Origin of the sequence: Methylibium sp. (assembly GCF_965279545.1) — a bacterium.
GTDB lineage: Bacteria > Pseudomonadota > Gammaproteobacteria > Burkholderiales > Burkholderiaceae_C > Methylibium.
The window spans coordinates 1,982,911-2,002,524 of sequence record NZ_OZ257250.1 but is presented as its reverse complement, the minus strand read 5'-3'; the positions used below and the strand labels follow the sequence as shown (position 1 = coordinate 2,002,524).

The following is a 19,614-nucleotide window of genomic DNA, read 5'->3' as shown; positions in this document are numbered from 1 at the left end:
GTTCAGCTCAGTTTGGAGTACATGCCGGTCACGCCGTCCATCACCTGCAGGATGCGTTCGCTGGTGGTGAAGACGTTCGTCATCTGGCCCGTGTCGGGGGCGCCCGGGCGCAGCGTGCGCAAGGCGTCGTCGAAGAAGCTGAACTGAATCTCGGCGAGCTCGAGTTCGGCCTTGATCGCCGGCGTGGCTTCGGGCGCCTTCTTCAGCACATCATGCGCGGCGACGAACTCGTCGCGTGCCTTTTTCATCTCGGTGGTCGAGGTTGCCGCCTGAACGCCCCAGCTGGTGCTGAGGTAGAACGCGGCCATGCGTTGGCTCAGCATGCGCTGGCGGCCCGAGACGTTGACGAGGTGACCGACGGGTTTGCCCGATACCTTCTCGAGCTGAACCGTGCCCTGGTGGGCGAGCGCGAGCACCTTGCCCGCCAGCTCGAGCACGGTCTCGGCCTGCGCCTTGGCGGGCTTGCTTCCGACCAGCGCGGCCTTGTAGTCGCTCCACACACCCTCGAGCTTGCCGTAGGTCGACTTGATCTCGGGCAGCGGGGCGAACACCTTGAGTTCGACCAGTTGCCGATCGAACAGCGCCATCGAGCCGGCCAGCGTGCGCTGGGCCAGTTCGGGCGCCACGCCTTCGCCTTCGGCAAGGTAGCTCTTGGCCATGCGCTGGCTGAGCATGCGCTGGCGGCCCGCCTTGTTGATGGCGTCGTTGAGATCGGTGACCTGCGCCTGCGATGCGGCGGGCAGCAGCGCCGCGGCGCTGCCCAGCGCCGCGATCGCGGTGAAGTGGCGTCGCTTCATGCTGCGGCGACGGGGCTGAACTGGCGCGTGTCGACCTCGGCCTTCTCGAACTCGAACCACGGGTCGGGTTCGCCGTCGAGCGCGAACTGCAGCCGCTCCCACAGCGCCTTGCGGCCCTCGGCGTCGTCGAGGATCTTCTTCTTCACGTGGTCGAGCCCCACGCGGCTCACGTAGTGCACCGTGCGCTCGAGGTACCAGCCTTCCTCGCGGTAGAGCTGGCAGAAGGCGCCGGTGTACTCCAGCACCTCCTCGGGCGTCTTGAGCTTGACGAAGAAGTGCGCCACCTCGGTTTTGATGCCGCCGTTGCCGGCCACGTACATCTCCCAGCCGGAGTCGACGCCGATGATGCCGACGTCCTTGATGCCGGCCTCGGCGCAGTTGCGGGGGCAGCCCGACACCGCGAACTTCACCTTGTGCGGCGCGTACATGCGCCACATCGCACGCTCCAGGTCCTTGCCCATCTGCGTGCTGTCCTGGGTGCCGAAGCGGCACCACTCGCTGCCCACGCAGGTCTTCACCGTGCGCAGCGCCTTCGCGTAGGCATGGCCGCTGGGCATGCCGATGTCCTTCCACACCGCGGGCAGGTCTTCCTTCTTCACGCCCAGCAGGTCGATGCGCTGGCCGCCGGTGACCTTGACGGTCGGGATCTTGTACTTGTCCACGGCATCCGCGAGGCGGCGCAGCTCGGAGGCCGTGGTCTCGCCGCCCCACATGCGCGGGATCACCGAGTAGGTGCCGTCCTTCTGGATGTTGGCGTGGCTGCGCTCGTTGATGAAGCGCGACTGCGGATCGTCCTTGGCCTCCTTCGGCCAGGTGCTGATCAGGTAGTAGTTGACGGCCGGGCGGCAGCTCGAGCAGCCGTTCGGGGTGCGCCAGTTCAAGGCGCGGTAGACGCCGTCGACCGTCAGCAGCTTGCTGCCGTCGGACGGCACGGTGCGGATGGTCTCGCGCACTTCGGCGTGGCTGTAGTCGGTGCAGCCGCACATCGCCTTCTTGGTAGGGGCGGCCGAATAGTCACCGCCGGCGGTGAACATCAGCAACTGCTCGACCAGGCCGGTGCAGGAACCGCAGCTCGCGCTGGCTTTGGTGTGCTTGCGCACCTCGTCCAGCGTGAACAGGCCCTTCTCCTTGATGGCCTTGCAGATCGTGCCCTTGTTGACGCCGTTGCAACCGCAGACCTCGTCGCTGTCGGCCATCGCGGCGGCCTTGCTGTGGCCCTCGTGGCCGGTGTCGCCGATGTTGGACTCGCCGAACATCAGCTTGTCGCGGATGTCGGCGACGCTGCGGCCCTCGCGCAGCAGCTTGAAGTACCAGGAGCCGTCGACGGTGTCGCCGTACAGGCAGGCGCCGACCAGCTTGTCGTCCTTGATGACGAGCTTCTTGTAGACGCCGCCGAAGGGGTCGCTCATCACGATCTCCTCGGTGTCGGTGCCGCCCATGAACTCGCCGGCCGAGAACAGGTCGATGCCGGTGACCTTGAGCTTGGTGCTGGTCAGGCTGCCGGTGTAGCGGCCGATGCCGAACTGCGCCAGGTGCGTCGCGCACACCTTGCCCTGCTCGAACAGCGGCGCCACCAGGCCGTAGGCGATGCCGCGGTGCGCGGCGCATTCACCGACCGAGTAGATGCGCGGGTCGGTCACCGTCTGCATGGTGTCGGTGACGACGATGCCGCCCCTGCCGTCATTGAAGCAGTGGAGGCCGCTCTTCAGGGCCAGTTCGGTGTTCGGGCGGATGCCGGCGGCCATGACCACGAGGTCGGCGGGGATCTCCTTGCCGTCCTTGAAGCGGACCGCCATCACCCGGCCGTCCTTGTCGCTGATCAGTTGCTCGGTCTGCGCGCCGATCAGGAATTTCAGGCCACGGTCCTCCAGCGACTTCTGCAGCAGCTTGCCCGCCACGTCGTCGAGCTGGCGCTCCATCAGCCACGGCATGATGTGCACCACGGTGACCTGCATGCCGCGCAGCATCAGGCCGTTGGCGGCCTCCAGGCCCAGCAGGCCGCCGCCGATCACGACGGCGTGCCGGTACTTGGTGGCCGTCTCGATCATCGTGTTGGTGTCGGCGATGTCGCGGTAGGCGATCACGCCCTGCAGGTCCTTGCCCGGCACCGGCAGGATGAAGGGGTTGGACCCGGTCGCGACCAGCAGGCGGTCGTACTCGGCCTCGGTGCCGTCGGAGGCACGCACGACGCGCTTCACGCGGTCGATCTCGGTGACCTTCTTGCCAAGGTGCAGCGTGATGCCGTGCTCGGCGTACCAGTCGAGCGGATTGAGAATGATCTCGTCGACCGTCTGCTCGCCCGCCAGCACCGGGCTCAGCAGGATGCGGTTGTAGTTCGGGTGCGGCTCGGCGCCGAACACGGTGATGTCGTAGAGATCGGGCGCGATCTTCAGCAGCTCTTCCAGGGTGCGGACGCCGGCCATGCCGTTGCCCACCATCACGAGTTTCATCTTCTTCATGCGCGGATCTCCTTCGAGCACAGCTGAGGTTTAGCAATCGGGGTGCCAGCGGCGTGGCGCACGCGGCGTTCGGCGGCAGAATCGGCGCGCCCCGGCCGCAGCGGACCGCAGCGCGGCGGGAATCCGGAACCCTGCCCTCCATGAGCTTCGACGTCGACATCGGCCACGCCAGCCACAAGGGGCCGCGCCCCCAGAACGAGGACTTCGCGGCGGCGCTGCGGCCTGCAGCCCACGAGGCCGGTCGTGGCCTGATCGCCGCGATCGCCGACGGTGTGTCGGCTGGCGGGCATGGCCGCGTTGCAGCGCAGACCGCGGTGATGTCGCTGGTCAACGACTTCCATGCGGTGCCGGCGACCTGGGAGACCACCGTCGCGCTCGACCGCCTGATCGGGGCCCACAACGCCTGGCTGGTCGACCACAACCGCCGTCGCAGCGGCGATGCGTCCGGGCTGAGCACGCTGACCGCGCTGGCGCTGCGCGGCCACACCTGGACCGTGGCGCACGTCGGCGACACGCGGGCCTGGCTGCTGCGCGGCGGCGAGTGCACCCAGCTCACCCATGACCATGCCTTCGACCACCCCGATCTGCGCAGCCAGCTCACGCGCGCGATCGGTCTCGACGACAGCCTGCGCATCGACTTCCACCAGGGCGAGCTGCAGGTCGGCGACACGCTGCTGCTGAGCAGCGACGGCGTGCACCAGGTGCTCAAGCGTGCCGCGATGCGCGAGGTGCTCGCCGGCAGTGCGACGGCCCAGGAAGCGAGCGAGCGCCTGGTCGAGGCCGCGCTCGCGGCCGGCGGCCACGACAACGCCACCGCGCTGGTCATCCGCGTGCGCGGCCTCGACGCCGGCAGCCTGGACGACGCTCTGCTGCAAGGCCGCCAGCTGCCGATGCCGCCGCGCCTGAAGGTGGGCGACACGCTCGATGGCTACGTCGTCACCGCGCTGGTGGCCAACACCGGTGTGCACCGGCTGGTGCAGGCACGCGACAGCGCGACCCGCGCGCTGGTGGCGATCAAGATGCTGCACGAGTCGCGCGCCGGCGACCCCGAGGAGCGCGCGATGCTCGCGCACGAAGCGTGGCTGGGACGCACCGTGACCGAGCGTGACGGCCAGGGTTTCGTGCGCGTGCGCGAGCCGCGCGACCCCAGCGCCTTCTATGCGGTGTTCGACTGGCACGGTGGCAGCACGCTCGAACAGTTGCTTGCCGCCGGCCAGCGCTTCACGGTCGACGAGGTGGTGCAGGGCACGCTCGCCGCGGCGCGCGCGCTCGGCCGCCTGCACCGCCAGCGCGTGGTGCACCGCGACGTCAAGCCGGCCAACCTGCACTTCGGCGACGATGGCCAGTGGCGTCTGCTCGACCTCGGCGTCGCCGTGTCCGGCCGCGAGCCGGCCTCGGTGCGCAGCCTGCATGCGGGAACGCCCAGCTACATGAACCCCGAGCAGTGGGAAGAAGGCCACGGCGGCGCCGATGCGGCGAGCGATCTGTACGCGCTCGGCGTCACGCTCTACCGCTGGCTCACCGGCCGGCTGCCCTATGGCGAGATCGAGCCGTTCCAGATCGCGCGCTACCGTCGCGACCCGGTCGCGCCGTCGCGCCTGCGCCCCGAACTGCCGATCTGGCTGGACCACGTCGTGCTGAAGGCCGTGGCACGCGGCCGCCAGCAGCGCTTCGAGACGGCCGAGGAGTTCGTGCTCGCGCTGGAGCGCGGTGCCTCCCGTCCGCTCGGCGCGCCGCCCGCGACGCCGTTGGTGACACGCGACCCGAGCGCGCTGTGGAAGATCGCCTGCGCGATCTCGCTGCTGTTCAACGTGCTGCTGGTGATCTGGCTGCTGTTCCTGCCAAGGTGAGGCGAGGGGCTCGGCGAGAGGACTGCTGTGTGAGTTCACGGTGCCGCCTTCCGGTCTACGGCCGTCCGCTGCGCGGGCTCAACTTCGCCGGTGCGAAGTCGGCCCCCGACGACGGGGAGGACACGCGGGCGCGTCCTCCCTTTTCCGCCCAGGTGCGCGTCCAGCGGATCTGCACCCGGCGCAGCATCACGAGCATCAGCAATGCCAGCACCGCGAAGGCGACGAAGCCCCACAGGTAGGTGCCGGCCAGTTGCTTGGACTGCCCCATCGCATTGGGAATGAAGCCGCCGCCCAGCGCGCCGATCTCGCCGATCATCGAGCCGGCGACCGCAGTGGTCAGCGGCCAGCGCAGCGGCACCAGCTGGAACAGCGCGCCATTGCCGGCCCCCAGCGCCGCGAAGCACAGCATGAAGAGCAGGGTCGTGACCGCCACCGAACTGCCGGCGAAGCCGCACAGCAGCAGCGTGGCGATCACCAGGATCAGCACGCCGCTGAGCGTGTTGATGCCGCCGACGCGGTCGGAGATGTAGCCGCCGAGCACGCGCACGGCCGAGCCCATCAGCGTGGCGAGCATCGTCAGCTGGCCGGCCTCGATCTTGGTGACGTGGAACTGGTCGTAGAAGTAGGTCGGCAGGAAGCTCGCCAGGCCGATGAAGCCGCCGAATGTGATCACGTAGATCAGGCTGAAGGCCCAGCCGTCCTTCTCGAACAGGCAGGCGACGTGTTCCCGCAGGGTCTGGTGCTCGCGGTCTGGCGGCTCTTTCGCAGCCAGCCACATCACCGCCAAAGGCAGCAACATCGTGCAGGCGGCCAGGCCATACACCGTCGACCAACCGTAGGCGGTGGCCAGCGGCGGCGCAAACAGCACTGCGAGCACCGTGCCCGAGTTGCCGGCACCGGCGATGCCCATCGCCAGCCCCTTGTGCTGCGGCGGGAACCAGCCCGAGCCCAGCGACAGCGCGACCCCGAAGCTCGCGCCCGCGATGCCCAGCAGCACACCCATTGCCAGCACGCCGTCATAGCTGTCGACGTAGCCATAGCCAAAGGCGAGCGCGGCGACGATGAGCCCCATCTCCACCATGGCCGCGTTCTTGCGGCCGATGTACTGCGACAGCACGCCCAGCGGAAAGCGCATCAGCGCGCCGGCCAGGATCGGCACCGACACCATGAAGCCCTTCTGGGCCGCGGTGAGCTGGAAGCTCTCGCTGATGAACGGCGCCATCGCGCCGTTGAGGACCCAGATGGCGAAGCAGAAATCGAAGTAGAGAAAGGAGGCGAGCAGCGTGGGCCAGTGGCCCGAACGCATGAAGGTTTTGAAGTCGGCCATGGCGGGACTCGGCGGCGCTCAGGCGCGTCGGCAGATCGGGTGGGGGGTGCATGCCGCAAAGGCGGCACACGGCGACAGCGAGCTCATGGTGTTTCTCCTGGGAGAACAATCGCTCGACCTCGAAAGGCGAGCAATGAAGGCGCATGGCTGGGCACGTCGCTGTGCACAGGACCGGGCTTGCGGGCCACCGATCCGGGCGCGTCGCTGCGCCCGCGTTGTGCAGAGCAGCAATCGTGCCAGGTCGGGTCGACGGACGGCACGCGGGCTGCTCCATACTCTCGTCCCTGCAGGTCGCAAAGCGCGTCCTCTCCTCTGAAAACTCTCTGCGCCGCGTGATCTCCGCCCTCGTTGTTCTCGATCCCGATCGCAGCGCGCCGGCGCTGGAAGCCGACCTCGCGGCGGCCGGCATTCACGTGCTTGGTGCCTGCGCGTGCGACAAGCTGGTGCAGGAGGCACTGCGGCAGGGACCGGACGTGCTGGTCTGCTGGGTCTCTCATCCGGGCGAATCGCTGTTTCGGGCGCTGGACACCTTGCGCACGACGCAGGCCATGCCGGTGCTCGTGTTCAGCGGCGATGCCGGCGTCGAAGCCATGGAGCGAGCGCTGAGATGCGGCGTGCATGCCTGGGTGGTGCAGGGCTACGCCCCCACGCGCCTGCGGCCCTTGCTGCAGTTGGCCCAGGCGCGTTTCCACCATGACCAGGGGCTGCGCGATGCGCTCGAAGACCTCGGCCACCGCTACGAGGAGCGCAAGCTGGTCGATCGTGCCAAGGGCATCCTGATGCTGGCGCGCCAGGTACCGGAGGACGAGGCCTTCCGGCTGTTGCGCCAAAGCGCGATGCAGCAGCAGCTGCGCGTCGGCCAGGCGGCCCAGCAACTGATCGATGCGGCGCAGGATGCCGCTGGCGTCAATCGCTCCGGCCAGTTGCGCATGCTGTCGCAGCGGCTCGTCAAACTCTACGCGCTGCAGGTGGGCAGCGGCGAGGCCGATGCCGGCGCCGCGCGGGCCTTGCAGTCGCAGTCGGCCGAGCGCTTGCAGTCCAACCTCGAGCAGCTGGGCCGTCTGCTGTCGAAACCGACCTTCGGCGACCTGCTCGATGGCGTGCTGGCGGCCTGGAAGCCGCTGGCCGCGATGCTCGCGGAGCCGCCGCAGGGTGCGCGCCTGCTGAAGCTCGACGCCCAGGCCGAGGCGCTGCTGCGCGCCGCGGAGACGCTCACCTGCGCGCTCGAACAGGCGAGCGGCATGCCGCGCCTGCACGTGATCAACCTCGCCGGCCGCCAGCGCATGCTCAGCCAGCGGCTCGCGAAGGAAGCGCTGCTGGCCACGCTGCTGCCCGGACCGACCGCCGCGCTGGCGCGCGAAGCCGCCGTGCGGACCGCGCAGGAGGCCGAGCAGGCGCTGGCTGCGCTGCAGGCCGCACCCTTGTCGACGCCCGACATCCGCGCGACGCTGGCCGCCGCCGCCAACGATTGGCCGCGGATGCGTGCCGGCGCCGATGCGGCCGGCACGCCGGTCGGCCGGCGCCAACTGGCCGAGGCCAGCGAAGCGCTGCTCGAACGTTTCGAGCAGCTGACGGACCAGATCGAACGCAGCATGCAGACGCTGATCGGTTGAGCCGGGGCCGCCGCTGCATGGGGTGCCTAGGGGGGCGAACACCCTCAAGCTGGGGGGGCGTGGCGGTGGTGCGGGGCTATCATCAATTCGAGCACCATGAGCGATTCATTCGAGCATCCCGTCACCGTATCGGCACTGACCGACGCGCTCGAAAGGCTCGGTCTGCCGGTTTACACCAAGGCCGCTTCCGGGCGCTACACGCAGCTCAACGTGGCTGCCATGGCGGCGCTCGGCCTGACGCGGGAGGCCTGCGGTCACACCGATGCCGAGTTGATGACGGCCCCGACCGCCGGTGCGCTGCGGGCTGCCGACCAGGCTGCACTGGCGCGCCCCGGTGCCACCCTCAGCGAGCACAGTCTCGACGTCGGCGGTGAACGCCGCGAGTTCGTCAGCGCGCGCGTGCCGCTCGAAGGCGGTGCGCTGCTGGGCGTGTGGATCGAGCGCAGCGAGCACACGCGCCTCGCGACCCAACTGCAGCTGGCGCTCAACCAGCTCGAAGAGCAGCAGCGCGCCAACGAAACCCTGCGCAGCGACGTCGAGAACCGCGACGCCAGCGAGGAGCCGGTGCGCGTCATCGGCCGGCGTGAACAGTTCGACGATCAATTGCGCCGCGAGATCGATCTCTCGCTGCGCGAGCACCGCGAGTTCGCGGTGGTCTATATCCACGTCGATGCGCCGCCTGCCGGCAGTCCGCCGCACGACGAGGCCGGCCGCGAACGCGTCTTCGAGGCGCTGGGCCGGCTCCTGCGCAGCAACACCCGCGCGATGGACGCGCCATGCCGGCTCGAAGGCGAACGCTTCGCGCTGTTGCTGTCGGGCATGGGTCTGGCCACCGCGCATGCCCGCATGGAAGGCCTGCGCCGCCAGTGCGCGACGCAGCTCGTCCCCAAGGGCGGCGCTGCGCTGCGCTTCACGGTCTCGATGGGGCTCGCCAGCTTTCCTCACACCGCGCAGACCCAGGCGGGGTTGCTGCAGGCTGCGGACACCGCGCTCGCGCAGGCGCGGCAGCGTGGCGGCAACCATGTGGCCCTTGCGAGCATCGCCTTCGGCGGGACCGGCTCGGTCTGATAGGTGACTTGGTATCAGGCCTGGACCGCGCGCCAGAACATGTAGCCGGCAATCGCGTAGAGCATCAGCGCGAAGACACGTCGCAGTTGCCGTACGTCAAGCGCATGTGCAGCGCGCGCGCCCAGCGGTGCCGTCAGCACGCTGGTGGTCGACACCACCAGCAGCGCCGGCAGGTAGATGAAGCCGAACGTGCCGGGCGGCAGGTCTTGCAGGCTCCAGCCGGCAATGACGTAACCCAGCGTGCCAGCCAGTGCGATCGGCACGCCGATCGCGGCCGAGGTGGCCACCGCGGTGTGGATCGGCACGTTGCATGAACTCATGAACGGCACTGACATGAATGCGCCCCCGGCGCCCACCAGCGACGACACCGTGCCGATCGCGCTGCCGACACCGAGCATGCCCGGCGCGCCCGGCAGCTGCCGCGAGGGCCGGGGCTTGCGCCCACGCAGCATCTGCGTCGCCGAGAAACTGACGAAGGCCGCGAACAGCCCGGCCAGCAGCGCGGCGGGCAGGGCCTTCGCGACCTGTGCGCCCAGCAGCGAGCCCACCACGATGCCCGGGGCGAGCATGCGCACGATGTCCCAGCGCACGGCGCCGCGCGCCTGGTGGGCGCGTACCGACGAGATCGACGTGAAGCAGATCGTCGCCAGCGACGTGGCCACCGCAATCTTGACGACCAGCGCTGACGGAAAGCCCTTGGACGTGAGCAGCAGCGTGATGAAGGGCACCAGCAGCATGCCGCCGCCGACGCCGAGCAGCCCCGCGAGGAAACCGGTACAGCTGCCGAGCAGCAGCAGTTCGAGAACCAGGTGCCAGGCGAGCATCAGGCCGGCGCCAGCAGCGCCAGCACCGCGCTCCACTCGGCCGCCGAGACCGGCGTGATCGACAGGCGATTGCCCCGCTGCAGCACCTTCATCGTGGCCAGCGCGGGCGCCGCACGCATCTCGGCCAGTGGCAGCAACTGCGTCTTGCGCACCAGCTTCACGTCGACGCCGAGCCAGCGCGGTGCGTCCGGTTTCGAGGCCGGGTCGTAATAGGGGCTGGTGGGGTCGAACTGCGTCGCGTCGGTCAACGCAGGCGAGGCCACCTCGGCCACTCCGGCGATGCCCGGCTGAGGGCAGGAGGAGTGATAGAACAGCACGCCGTCGCCGGGCGCGAAGCGATCGCGCATGAAGTTGCGCGCCTGGTAGTTGCGCACGCCGGTCCACGGCAAGGTCTGGCGCGGAGCCTGCGCCAGATCGTCGATCGAGCACTCGTTCGGCTCGGACTTCATCAGCCAGTACGCCATGGCGACAGAAAAGGGTGAAAGGTGTCCGCCGCGAGCCGAGAGTCGCATTCCTGAACCCAGGGAGTTCAGGTGGGCAAGGTCAACGGAGCTTCGGGTTCATCTGACGCGAGACGATCACGCCCGCTTCGCAATGTTCCAAGCCCTGGCTCGTAAGAGCATCGGTTCAAGGAAATATAAAACTCCCGCGAACGCGACGGACGAATCCAGTGTACGCCGCAGTCCCTGACGGTTCGGCGAATCAGAGCAATTGGCCGTCGCGTCCGAGGGTTTCGTCGATGCGCGCGATCAGTGCTCCGACATCGACCTCTTGCAAGCTGCTGCCCGCGCTGGCGGGGGCCGGCGCGAGCGGCCGCTCGGCCAGTTCGTAGGCGAGGTTCAGGGCTGCCAGCACTGCGATGCGTTCGCGTGCCCGCACCTTGCCGGCATCGCGGATCGCGCACATCTCCTGGTCGACATTGCCCACCGCTTCGAGCAGTGCGCGTTCGCCGCCGTCGGGGCAGCCGAGGATGTAGCTCTGGCCCATGATGGTGACTTCGAGCTGCTTCATTTCGCGGTCTTCTCCGTATCGCTGCCAGCCGCGGGCTCACGTTCCGGGACGGCTTCGTTCGCAGGCAGGCGGTCGAGCAGCGCTTCGACGCGCTGACGCGCGGCGGCCAGGCGCGAGCGCAGCGAATCGCGCTCGGCATTGACCCCGGCGAGTTGCTCCAGTGTCAGCGCATGCGTGCGCTGCAGTTCCTGGTGCCGCAGCAGCAGCCGCTCCACGCGCTCGGCCAGTTCTTCGATCGTCGCCATGCCTCTCCTCACTGCTCGCGACGATTGTAGGGGGCGTCCCTGCCCGCGCTTACACTGCGACCTGTTGGTGCTCGTGCCGGCGTTCACGCCGGTGCAGTTAAACGGGAAGCAGAGGAGGGTCGCCCACCGGGCGCACTTTCAGCCTGCGCTGCCCCCGCAACGGTCAGCGGACGAAGCCAGAACCCAGTGTTCACGCTTCCGTTCTTGCGCACATGCCACTGGGGCTTCGTCTCTGGGAAGGTCGCAAGGGTCGTTCCGCCAGCCCGGATACCGGCCAACGGGCGGCGCGCTGCGTGAGCGGTGCGCCATATGGTGGGCGCCCGCGGGGAAGCTGGCGCACACGACTTTCATCCGTCCGTCATTCCATGATCGCCACTTCCTTCGGGGCCTCTTCGCCCCGCGCCCCTGGTCGCACCAGGTCGCTGCCGCATGCCCCGCTGATGATGCTGTCCCTGCTGGGCTTCGCCTGCGGCATCGTCCGTGCGCAGTCCTCGCCCGCCGTGGAGGCCGGCAAGCTGCCGCCGGTGCTGGTCACGGCCAGCCGCTTCGCCGAGGACTCCGCCACGCTGCCGTTCGGCGTCAGCGTGCTGACCGCCAAGGACATCGCCGAGTCCGGGGTGTCCACGGTGAACGAGGCCGTGATGAAGCTGCTCGGCGTCCCCGGTCGGCTCGACCTCTACGGCGGCGGCGACTATGCGCTCGACCTGCGCGGCTTCGGCGTCACCTCCGACAACAACCAGGTCGTGATCCTCGACGGCATCCGCATCAACGAGGCCGACCTCGGCGGCACGCGGCTGGCCGGCATCCCGATCAACGCTGTCGAGCGCATCGAGGTGCTACGCGGCAGCGGCACGGTGCTGTACGGCGAGGGCGCCACCGGCGGGGTCATCGTCATCACGACCAAGGCCGGCCACGGCTCCAGCCGCAGCAACCAGGCCAGCGTGTACGCCGCCGCCGGCAGCGACCGGCTGCGCGACCTGCGCGCCGACGCCACGCTCGAGGCCGGCGGTTTCTCGCTCGACGCGGCGGCCAACCGCCGCACGACGGACAACCACCGCGACAACTTCCGCTCCGAGGTCGAAGGCGCGTCGCTCACCGGCCAGTGGCGCAACGACTGGCTGCGCGTCGGCGTGCGGCATGCCCACGACGACCTCGACACCGGCCTGCCGGGCGCGCTGACCGCGGCCCAGTACGCCGCCGACCCGAGCCAGACGAACACGCCGAACGACCATGCGACCATCCGCAACACGCGCACCGGCGTGTTCGCCGAGGCCGACCTCGGCGGCGACTGGCAGCTCGGCCTCGATGCCGGCTGGCGCGACAAGGAGCTGCGCAGCAGCTCCTTCGGCTCGAGCTATGACTACGACGTCGACGCAAAGAGCTATTCGCTGCGGGTGCGCCACCGCACGCAGTTCGCGTCGGTCGTCAACGCCGTTGTGTTCGGCGTCGACCGCGGCGAGTGGGAACGCACCGTGCTGGGCGCCTTCGGCACGGTGGGCGAACAGTCCTCGACGGGCTTCTATGTGAAGGACGACCTCACGCTGGGCGGCGGCACGCGGTTCAGCGCCGGCGTGCGCACCGAGCGCATCGAGAAGGATCTCAGCACCTCGGCCGACCGCATCGGCGACCGCCAGCGCGCCTGGGAGCTCGGTGTGCTGCAGCCGCTGTCGGAGAACGCCTCGGTCTACGGCCGCGTCGGCCGCAGCTTCCGCCTCGCCAACGTCGACGAGTTCAGCTTCACCAACCCGGCCGTGCCGCTGCAGCCGCAGACCTCGCACGACACCGAGCTCGGCGTGCGCTGGCGCGCTGCCGGCAGCAGCGCCGAGCTGCGCGCCTACCGCAGCTCGCTGAAGAACGAGATCGGTTTCGACCCCAACGGCGTCGGGCCGTTCGGACCCTTCGGCGCCAACGTCAACTTCGACCCGACGCGCCGCCAGGGCCTCGAGCTCGAACTGGCCCAGGCGCTGACCGGGGCGCTGAACCTGCGCGTCAACGGCGTGCTGCGCCAGGCGCGCTTCACCGAGGGGCCGTACGACGGCAAGGACGTGCCGCTGACCGCGAAGCGCACGCTGTCGCTGCGTGCCGACTGGGCTCCCGCGCCGGCCCACAAGCTCGATGCGATCATCGGCTACGTGTCGTCACAGAGCCCCGACTTCGCCAACGTCTGTAGCATCCCCGGCCGCACCACCGCGGACCTGCGCTATGCCTACCGCTGGACGCAGGCGGAATTCGCGCTCGGCGTGGTCAACTTGACCGACCGCAAGTACTACACCCAGGCCTTCGGTTGCACGGCCGGCGGCGAGACGACCTCGATCTACCCCGAGGCAGGGCGCGCCGTCGTGGCCTCGGTCAGGGTCAGCTTCTGAAGGGAGGGGAGGGATGCGCGAAGGCAGCAGCCATCCGGCCGACAGCGGGACCAGCGAGCTGATCCTCGGCGGCCAGCGCAGCGGCAAGTCGCGCTGCGCCGAGTCGCGCGCGGCCGGCTGGCTGGCGCTGCCCGGCCGCTCGGCCGTGCTGCTGGCCACCGCGCTGGCCGGTGACGAGGAGATGCGCTCGCGCATCGCGCGCCACCGGCACGACCGCGCCGCGCGCGTGCCGGGCCTCGCGACCGACGAGGTGCCGCAAGAGCTGGCCGCCGCCGTGCAGCGCCACAGCGAGCCGGGTCGGATGGTGCTGGTCGACTGCCTGAGTCTGTGGCTCACCAACCTGCGCATGCCGCTGCACGGTGCTGCCGTCGCCGATGCCGAACTCGAACGCCAGGTCAGCGGCCTGTGCGAAGCGCTGCAGTCGGCGCGCGGCCCGGTGGTGCTGGTGTCCAACGAGATCGGCCTCGGCCTGTCGCCGCTCGGGGCCGAGGCGCGCCGCTTCGTCGACGACCTCGGCCGCCTGCACCAGGCGGTGGCGGCGCAGTGCGCATGGGTCACGCTGATGGTCGCCGGCATCGAAGTGCCGGTGAAGCGGGCGGCGCGATGATGAGGATCGCGACGATGCGGAGCGGCGGTCTCGTGCTGCTGTTCGCGCTCGGGCTGCACGCCGCTGCCGTTGCGCAGATCGTGCTGCGCGACGACCGTGGCGTCACGCTGACGCTGGCCGTGCCGCCGCAGCGCATCGTCACCTTGCTGCCCTCGCTGACCGAGAGCGTGTGCGCGCTCGGCGGTTGCGCGCGGCTGGTCGGCACCGACCGGTTCTCCAACTGGCCCGCGGGCGTGGCGGCGCTGCCCAAGCTGGGCGGTCTGGAGGACGCGCAGCTCGAAACCATCGTCGCGCTCAAGCCCGACATCGTGCTGCTCACGCCGTCCGACCGGGTGATCGAACGGCTCGAGTCCCTGGGCGTGCGGCTGGCAGTGCTGGAGGCGCGCGACCATGCCGGCGTGCAGCGCACGCTGCAGACCCTGGCGCGGCTGCTCGGCACGCCGGACGCGGACGCTCCGGTGTGGTCTCGCATCGAGCGGCAGCTGGCCGACGCGGCGACGCGGGTGCCGGTGGCGCTGCGCGGGCGCAGGGTGTACTTCGAGGTGGATGCCACGCCGTACGCCGCGGGCAGCGGCTCCTTCATCGGCGAGACGCTGCTGCGGCTCGGGCTCGGCAACATCGTGCCGCCGGCGCTGGGGCCGTTTCCGCGCCTCAATCCGGAGTACGTGCTGCGCGCGCAGCCCGACATCGTGATGGCGCTGCAGCGCAATCTGGCCGAGATGCCGGGGCGTCCGGGCTGGGCCTCGCTGCAGGCGCTGCAACGGCACCAGACCTGCGGCTTCGCGAGCGCGCCCTACGACGTGCTGGTGCGTCCCGGCCCGCGCATGGGTGAGGCTGCACTGCTGCTGGCCGACTGTCTGGCCGCGTTGCCGGCGTCGGCCGCGAGCGCGAAGCCGGGCGCGGGACGCTGATGAGCCACGCCGAACTCGTCTCGCGTCGCCGCCGCCTCGCGCTCGGGCTGGCGCTGCTGAGCGCGCTGCTGTTCGTCGCCGGCCTGATGGCCGGCAGCGAGGGCTGGTCCGTCGCGTCGCTGTGGGGCCCGGATGCCGGGCTGATCGTCGGCGAGATCCGCGCGCCGCGCACGCTCGGTGCCTGGCTGGTCGGCGCGCTGCTCGGCCTGGCCGGCGCGGTGGCGCAAGGCCTGTTCCGCAATCCGCTGGCCGACCCGTACCTGCTCGGCTCGGCCTCCGGCGCCTCGCTGTGCGTGGTGCTGGTGCTGGCCGGCAGCGCGCTCGCCGGCCACGGCGTCAGCCTCGCGGCGGCCAACCTGCTGGCGCGCGCCGGCCTCGTGCTGGCCGCGTTCGCCGGCGCGCTGGGCGGGGTGCTGCTGACCCTGCTGCTGTCGCGCGGCGCGCAACACACGGTGCGGCTGCTGCTGGCCGGCGTGGTGGTGGGCGTGGTGCTCGGTGCGTTCGGCGACCTGGCCACGATGGTGGCGCCCGACGCCCTGCGCGGCAAGCAGGCCTTCATGCTCGGCAGCACCGGCTTCCTCGGCTGGGCCAGCGTCGGCCTGCTGGCCGTCGGCCTGGCGCTGACGCTGCCGTTGGCGTGGCGGCTGGCGCGTGTGCTGGACGCGCTGACGCTCGGCACCGACAGTGCCGTGAGCCTGGGCCTCGCGCTGCCGACGCTGCGCATGGTGCTGGTGACGGTGCTGGCGCTGGCGACCGGGCTCGCGGTGTCGCAGGCCGGGCTGGTGGCCTTCGTCGGCCTGGTGTCGCCGCACCTGGTGCGGCGTTTCGTGCCGGCGACGCAGAGCTTCATACTGGTCGCCAGCGCCGCCGCCGGCGGCAGCCTGCTGCTCGCGGCCGACGTGCTGGCGCGCAGCCTGATCGCGCCACAGGAGCTGCCGGTCGGCGTGCTGACCGCGGTGCTCGGCGGTGGCTACCTGCTGTGGCTGCTGCACCGCCGGGGTGTTGCATGAACATAGGCGTCGCGTACGCGGCGGGCGAGGTCGCGCACGGAGGCCACGAGCTGGGCATGGTCCTGCGCACCGATGGCCTGAACGTCGCGCTGGGATCTCACCCGGTGCTGCACGACCTGTCGCTGCGCCTGGCCCCGGGCTGGACCGCCATCGTCGGCCCCAACGGCGCCGGCAAGTCCACGCTGCTGCGCACGCTGGCCGGGCTGTTGACGCCCACCAGCGGCAGCGTGTGGCTGCAGGGTCGGCGCATCAAGGAGTGGCCGGCGCGCGAGCGCGCGCGGCGCATCGCCTGGCTGGCGCAGCAGGGCGACACCAGCGGCGACCTCACGGTGCGCGAGACGGTGCAGCTCGGCCGCCTGCCGCAGCTCGGCCTGTTCGCGCTGCCGGGCCCGGCCGACGAGGCGATCGTCGACGAGGCCATGGCCGCCACCGAATGCAGTGCCCGGCAGCACAGTCGCCTGCACGAGCTGTCGGGTGGCGAGCGCCAGCGGGCGCTGCTGGCGCGGGCGCTGGCCGTGCGCGCGCCCGTGTTGCTGCTCGACGAGCCGACCACCCACCTCGACCCGCCGCACCAGGTGGCGCTGGTGCAGCTGTTCCGGCGCCTGGCGCGCAGCCACACCGTGGTGAGCGTGCTGCACGACCTGCCGCTGGCGCTGCAGGCCGACCGCCTGGTGGTGCTGCAGGCCGGCCGGCTGCGGGCCGAGGGCGCGCACGACGATCCGGCGCTGCATGCCGCGCTGGTCGATGTGTTCGACGGCGCGCTGCGCATCGAGCCGCTGCCGGGGCCGGGCGGCAGCCTGCGCTACATCACCGTGCCCCACTTGCCGGTCGACGCGGAGCCCTGAGATGACCGAACCCACACGACCGACCGCTCGGGCTGTCATGGTGCTCGGTACCACCAGCGGCGCCGGCAAGAGCTGGCTCGCGACCGCGCTGTGCCGCTGGTATGCACGCCAGGGCCTGAAGGTCGCGCCCTTCAAGGCGCAGAACATGAGCAACAACGCGCGCGTCGTGCCGGGTCCGGGTGGCCGCCTGGGCGAGATCGGCAGTGCGCAGTATTTCCAGGCCCTGGCCGCGAAGGCACTGCCCGACGTGCGCATGAATCCGGTGCTGCTCAAGCCCGAGAACGACACCGCCAGCCAGGTCGTCGTGCTGGGCGAGGTGAGCCCCGACCTGGCGGCCGTGCCCTGGCGCGAACGCAGCGAACGCTTGTGGCCTTTGGCGCAGGACGCGCTGCAGTCATTGATGGCGGAGAACGACGTGGTGGTGATCGAAGGCGCCGGCTCGCCGGCCGAGATCAACCTGCACGCCAGCGACTACGTCAACATGCGCACCGCGCAGGCGGCGAACGCTGCCTGCCTGCTGGTCAGCGACATCGACCGCGGCGGCGCCTTCGCCCACCTCTATGGCACGCACCAGCTGCTGCAGCCGGCCGAGCGCGCACTGCTGCGCGGCTTCGTGCTGAACCGCTTTCGCGGCGACGTGCGGCTGCTCGAGCCGGGGCCGGCGCAGCTGATGGCGATGACCGGCGTGCCGACGCTCGCGGTGCTGCCGATGTGGCGCGGCCACGGGCTGCCCGAAGAGGACGGCCTGCACGACGAAGGCGCGTGGCAGCGCAGCGACGGCGATGCAGCGGCGAGCTTGCGCATCGCCGTCGTCGCCTACCCGCGCCTCAGCAATCTCGACGAGTTCCAGCCGCTGCGCCGGCTGCGCGGTGTGCAGCTGCGCTGGGCACGCAGCGCGGCCGAGCTGTCGGGTAGCGACTGGATCGTGCTGCCCGGCTCCAAGCACACCAGCGGCGATCTGGCCTGGCTGCGGGAGCAGGGCATGGACGCCGTGCTGTCGCGTCATGCTGCCGCGAGCCGGCCGGTGCTCGGCCTGTGCGGCGGCCTGCAGATGCTCGGCGAGGCGCTGGTCGACCCGCATGGCGTGGAAGGCGAGAACGGCGAAGGCAACGCCCCCGGCCTCGGCCTGCTGCCCTTGGTCACCGCCTTCGAGCCCGACAAGCTGCTGCGTCACACCGACGCACGCTTCGACACCGTCGCCCACGAGTGGTCCATGTTGTCGGGCGTGCGCTTCGCCGGCTACGAGATCCGCCACGGCCGCAGCGTGCAGCACCCGGCGCTGCCGCCGGCCGCGGTGGCGCTGCGCAATGCCGAGGGCGAGCCGATCGGCTGGCAGCGGGGCAGCGTGCTGGGTCTCTATGCCCACGGCCTGTTCGAGTCGACCGAGGTGCTGCGCGCGCTGTTCGGTGCACGCGTGCGCAGCCTCGAAGCCGTGTTCGACGGTCTCGCCGATTTCATCGACCGGCATTTCGAACCGGGCGCGCTGATGCAACTGCTGGCCGATGCGCCACCCGATACCGGGAAGAAGGACTGACATGGAATGGACCCCGCCTGCGATCGCACCGCTGGCCGATGCCGAACTCGCCGCGCGGCTGCAGCGGCGCATCGACCACCTGACCAAGCCGCTCGGCGCGCTGGGCCAGCTGGAAGCGCTGATGCGGCAGATCGGCCTGCTGCAGCGGCGCGTCGACCCGCGGCTGGAGGCGCCGCAAGCGCTGGTGTTCGCCGCCGACCACGGACTGGCGGCGCACGGCGTGTCGGCCTACCCGAGCGAAGTGACGGCGCAGATGGTCGAGAACTTCCTTGCCGGCGGCGCCGCGATCAGCGTGCTCGCGCGCCTGCACGGCCTGATGCTGACGGTCGTCGATGCCGGCGTGCGCGGCGCGCGCCCGGCGCGGACCGAGGTGGTCGGGCCGCCGGCGCAGCAAACGCCCGGGCTCATCACGCGGCCGGATCAGGCAACGCCCGCGCTCATCGCGCGGCCGGTGGGGCCTGGCACGGCCGATGCCTGCGAAGGTCCGGCGATGAGCGCGGCGCAGTGCGTGCAGGCGCTGGAGCTCGGTCGCGAGGTCGTGCGTACCGTGCCCGGCAACGCGCTGCTGTTCGGCGAAATGGGCATCGGCAACACCTCGGCCGCGGCGTTGCTGACCGCGCGGCTCACCGGTGCGCCGCTGGCCGCCTGCGTGGGCCGCGGCACCGGGCTCGACGATGCTGGCCTGGCGCGCAAGCTCGCGGTGCTGGAGCAGGTGGCGCAGCGCCATGCCGGTGCGACGGTACCGCTGGAGGCACTGACCGCCTTCGGCGGCTTCGAGATCGCCGCGCTGGCTGGCGCAATGTTGCAGGCCGCGCACGAGCGCCGGCTGATCGTCGTCGACGGCTTCATCGTCACGGCGGCGCTGCTGGTGGCGCATGCATTGCAGCCGGCGGTGCTGGACGCCTGCGTGTTCGCGCACCGCTCCGACGAGGCCGGCCATGCGCGCGCGCTCGCCCACCTGGGTGCGCGGCCGCTGCTGGCGCTGGACCTGCGGCTCGGCGAAGGCTCGGGCGCCGCGCTGGCGTGGCCGCTGATCGCGAGCGCCGTGGCCTTGCTCAACGACATGGCCTCGTTCGACAGCGCGGGCGTCAGCGGGCGCGAGGCTTGAGCGTGGGCGGGGCAGGCCGTCCTGATGCCGCCGCGATCG

The 19,614-nt window shown here is 70.7% G+C and carries 16 protein-coding genes, 1 other RNA gene, 1 pseudogene and 1 riboswitch; of the genes and pseudogenes, 10 read left to right on the top strand and 8 right to left on the bottom strand.

Annotation, left to right across the window (positions count from 1 at the left end; translation table 11 throughout):
* Window positions 1-2: 2 nt before the first annotated feature.
* Both ACQY9S_RS09300 and nirB read right to left on the bottom strand, forming a co-directional pair.
* Window positions 3-797 carry a type IV pili methyl-accepting chemotaxis transducer N-terminal domain-containing protein gene (locus ACQY9S_RS09300; RefSeq protein ID WP_428425079.1) on the bottom strand — a complete coding sequence of 265 codons (795 nt, stop codon included), beginning with the start codon at window positions 795-797 and terminating at the stop codon, window positions 3-5.
* Window positions 794-3,256 (bottom strand): nitrite reductase large subunit NirB, encoded by a 2,463-nt coding sequence (nirB, locus tag ACQY9S_RS09295; RefSeq protein ID WP_428425077.1) that lies wholly within the window; start codon window positions 3,254-3,256, stop codon window positions 794-796. Before nirB ends, ACQY9S_RS09300 begins: the two co-directional genes overlap by 4 nt.
* 140 nt (window positions 3,257-3,396) lie before the next feature.
* On the opposite strand from nirB, the gene ACQY9S_RS09290 reads away from it, so the two are divergent.
* Complete coding sequence (locus ACQY9S_RS09290; RefSeq protein WP_428425075.1) at window positions 3,397-5,106, top strand: protein kinase domain-containing protein; 1,710 nt, start codon at window positions 3,397-3,399, stop codon at window positions 5,104-5,106.
* Window positions 5,107-5,161: 55 nt separating this feature from the next.
* Here ACQY9S_RS09290 and ACQY9S_RS09285 read toward each other — a convergent pair whose 3' ends face one another.
* Window positions 5,162-6,433, bottom strand: a complete 1,272-nt coding sequence (locus ACQY9S_RS09285; protein WP_428425073.1) for an MFS transporter — start codon at window positions 6,431-6,433, stop codon at window positions 5,162-5,164.
* 332 nt (window positions 6,434-6,765) lie between these two features.
* On the opposite strand from ACQY9S_RS09285, the gene ACQY9S_RS09280 reads away from it, so the two are divergent.
* Together ACQY9S_RS09280 and ACQY9S_RS09275 are read left to right on the top strand one after the other, a co-directional pair.
* Window positions 6,766-8,046 (top strand): type IV pili methyl-accepting chemotaxis transducer N-terminal domain-containing protein, encoded by a 1,281-nt coding sequence (locus ACQY9S_RS09280; RefSeq protein ID WP_428425071.1) that lies wholly within the window; start codon window positions 6,766-6,768, stop codon window positions 8,044-8,046.
* Between the two features lie 96 nt (window positions 8,047-8,142).
* Window positions 8,143-9,114, top strand: a complete 972-nt coding sequence (locus ACQY9S_RS09275; protein ID WP_428425069.1) for a GGDEF domain-containing protein — start codon at window positions 8,143-8,145, stop codon at window positions 9,112-9,114.
* 14 nt (window positions 9,115-9,128) lie between these two features.
* Here the strand turns inward: ACQY9S_RS09275 and ACQY9S_RS09270 are convergent, their stop codons facing one another.
* The 5 genes from ACQY9S_RS09270 to ACQY9S_RS09250 form a co-directional block, all read right to left on the bottom strand.
* Window positions 9,129-9,938 carry a sulfite exporter TauE/SafE family protein gene (locus tag ACQY9S_RS09270; RefSeq protein ID WP_428425067.1) on the bottom strand — a complete coding sequence of 270 codons (810 nt, stop codon included), beginning with the start codon at window positions 9,936-9,938 and terminating at the stop codon, window positions 9,129-9,131.
* On the bottom strand, window positions 9,938-10,402 hold the full coding sequence (locus ACQY9S_RS09265; RefSeq protein WP_428425065.1) for an EVE domain-containing protein: 465 nt from the start codon (window positions 10,400-10,402) through the stop codon (window positions 9,938-9,940). The genes ACQY9S_RS09270 and ACQY9S_RS09265 overlap by 1 nt, the downstream gene beginning before the upstream one ends.
* Window positions 10,403-10,420: 18 nt before the next feature.
* Window positions 10,421-10,605: non-coding RNA, 6S RNA (gene ssrS, locus ACQY9S_RS09260), on the bottom strand.
* A 35-nt stretch (window positions 10,606-10,640) separates the two neighbouring features.
* Window positions 10,641-10,949: a cell division protein ZapA gene (locus ACQY9S_RS09255; RefSeq protein ID WP_428425063.1), complete on the bottom strand. Its 309-nt coding sequence runs from the start codon at window positions 10,947-10,949 to the stop codon at window positions 10,641-10,643.
* Window positions 10,946-11,194: a DUF904 domain-containing protein gene (locus ACQY9S_RS09250; RefSeq protein ID WP_428425061.1), complete on the bottom strand. Its 249-nt coding sequence runs from the start codon at window positions 11,192-11,194 to the stop codon at window positions 10,946-10,948. The genes ACQY9S_RS09255 and ACQY9S_RS09250 overlap by 4 nt, the downstream gene beginning before the upstream one ends.
* Before the next feature lie 48 nt (window positions 11,195-11,242).
* Window positions 11,243-11,487: riboswitch (cobalamin riboswitch) on the top strand.
* Window positions 11,488-11,634: 147 nt separating this feature from the next.
* Here ACQY9S_RS09250 and ACQY9S_RS09245 point away from each other — a divergent pair.
* From ACQY9S_RS09245 to cobT, 7 genes and pseudogenes are all read left to right on the top strand, one after another.
* A complete protein-coding gene (locus ACQY9S_RS09245; RefSeq protein ID WP_428425059.1) occupies window positions 11,635-13,560 on the top strand; it encodes a TonB-dependent receptor in 1,926 nt (641 codons plus the stop codon).
* A gap of 13 nt (window positions 13,561-13,573) precedes the next feature.
* Entirely contained in the window at window positions 13,574-14,167 is a 594-nt protein-coding gene (locus ACQY9S_RS09240; RefSeq protein WP_428425057.1) for a bifunctional adenosylcobinamide kinase/adenosylcobinamide-phosphate guanylyltransferase, read from the top strand.
* A 14-nt stretch (window positions 14,168-14,181) separates the two neighbouring features.
* Window positions 14,182-15,078 (top strand): ABC transporter substrate-binding protein, encoded by an 897-nt coding sequence (locus ACQY9S_RS09235; RefSeq protein WP_428425055.1) that lies wholly within the window; start codon window positions 14,182-14,184, stop codon window positions 15,076-15,078.
* On the top strand, window positions 15,078-16,088 hold the full coding sequence (locus ACQY9S_RS09230; RefSeq protein ID WP_428425054.1) for a FecCD family ABC transporter permease: 1,011 nt from the start codon (window positions 15,078-15,080) through the stop codon (window positions 16,086-16,088). The genes ACQY9S_RS09235 and ACQY9S_RS09230 overlap by 1 nt, the downstream gene beginning before the upstream one ends.
* Before the next feature lie 119 nt (window positions 16,089-16,207).
* A pseudogene (locus tag ACQY9S_RS09225) lies at window positions 16,208-16,933 on the top strand (ABC transporter ATP-binding protein); the annotation flags it as partial.
* Window position 16,934: 1 nt separating this feature from the next.
* Window positions 16,935-18,467, top strand: a complete 1,533-nt coding sequence (locus ACQY9S_RS09220; RefSeq protein ID WP_428425052.1) for a cobyric acid synthase — start codon at window positions 16,935-16,937, stop codon at window positions 18,465-18,467.
* 1 nt (window position 18,468) lies between these two features.
* On the top strand, window positions 18,469-19,575 hold the full coding sequence (gene cobT, locus ACQY9S_RS09215; protein WP_428425050.1) for a nicotinate-nucleotide--dimethylbenzimidazole phosphoribosyltransferase: 1,107 nt from the start codon (window positions 18,469-18,471) through the stop codon (window positions 19,573-19,575).
* Window positions 19,576-19,614: the final 39 nt, after the last annotated feature.

Bases quoted from the DNA above. Each gene is read 5' to 3' on its own strand.
- ACQY9S_RS09300 (WP_428425079.1), bottom strand. From the start codon at position 797: ATGAAGCGACGCCACTTCACCGCGATCGCGGCGCTGGGCAGCGCCGCG.
- nirB (WP_428425077.1), bottom strand. From the start codon at position 3,256: ATGAAGAAGATGAAACTCGTGATGGTGGGCAACGGCATGGCCGGCGTC.
- ACQY9S_RS09290 (WP_428425075.1), top strand. From the start codon at position 3,397: ATGAGCTTCGACGTCGACATCGGCCACGCCAGCCACAAGGGGCCGCGC.
- ACQY9S_RS09285 (WP_428425073.1), bottom strand. From the start codon at position 6,433: ATGGCCGACTTCAAAACCTTCATGCGTTCGGGCCACTGGCCCACGCTG.
- ACQY9S_RS09275 (WP_428425069.1), top strand. From the start codon at position 8,143: ATGAGCGATTCATTCGAGCATCCCGTCACCGTATCGGCACTGACCGAC.
- ACQY9S_RS09270 (WP_428425067.1), bottom strand. From the start codon at position 9,938: ATGCTCGCCTGGCACCTGGTTCTCGAACTGCTGCTGCTCGGCAGCTGT.
- ACQY9S_RS09265 (WP_428425065.1), bottom strand. From the start codon at position 10,402: ATGGCGTACTGGCTGATGAAGTCCGAGCCGAACGAGTGCTCGATCGAC.
- ACQY9S_RS09255 (WP_428425063.1), bottom strand. From the start codon at position 10,949: ATGAAGCAGCTCGAAGTCACCATCATGGGCCAGAGCTACATCCTCGGC.
- ACQY9S_RS09250 (WP_428425061.1), bottom strand. From the start codon at position 11,194: ATGGCGACGATCGAAGAACTGGCCGAGCGCGTGGAGCGGCTGCTGCTG.
- ACQY9S_RS09245 (WP_428425059.1), top strand. From the start codon at position 11,635: ATGATGCTGTCCCTGCTGGGCTTCGCCTGCGGCATCGTCCGTGCGCAG.
- ACQY9S_RS09240 (WP_428425057.1), top strand. From the start codon at position 13,574: ATGCGCGAAGGCAGCAGCCATCCGGCCGACAGCGGGACCAGCGAGCTG.
- ACQY9S_RS09235 (WP_428425055.1), top strand. From the start codon at position 14,182: ATGCGGAGCGGCGGTCTCGTGCTGCTGTTCGCGCTCGGGCTGCACGCC.
- ACQY9S_RS09230 (WP_428425054.1), top strand. From the start codon at position 15,078: ATGAGCCACGCCGAACTCGTCTCGCGTCGCCGCCGCCTCGCGCTCGGG.
- ACQY9S_RS09220 (WP_428425052.1), top strand. From the start codon at position 16,935: ATGACCGAACCCACACGACCGACCGCTCGGGCTGTCATGGTGCTCGGT.
- cobT (WP_428425050.1), top strand. From the start codon at position 18,469: ATGGAATGGACCCCGCCTGCGATCGCACCGCTGGCCGATGCCGAACTC.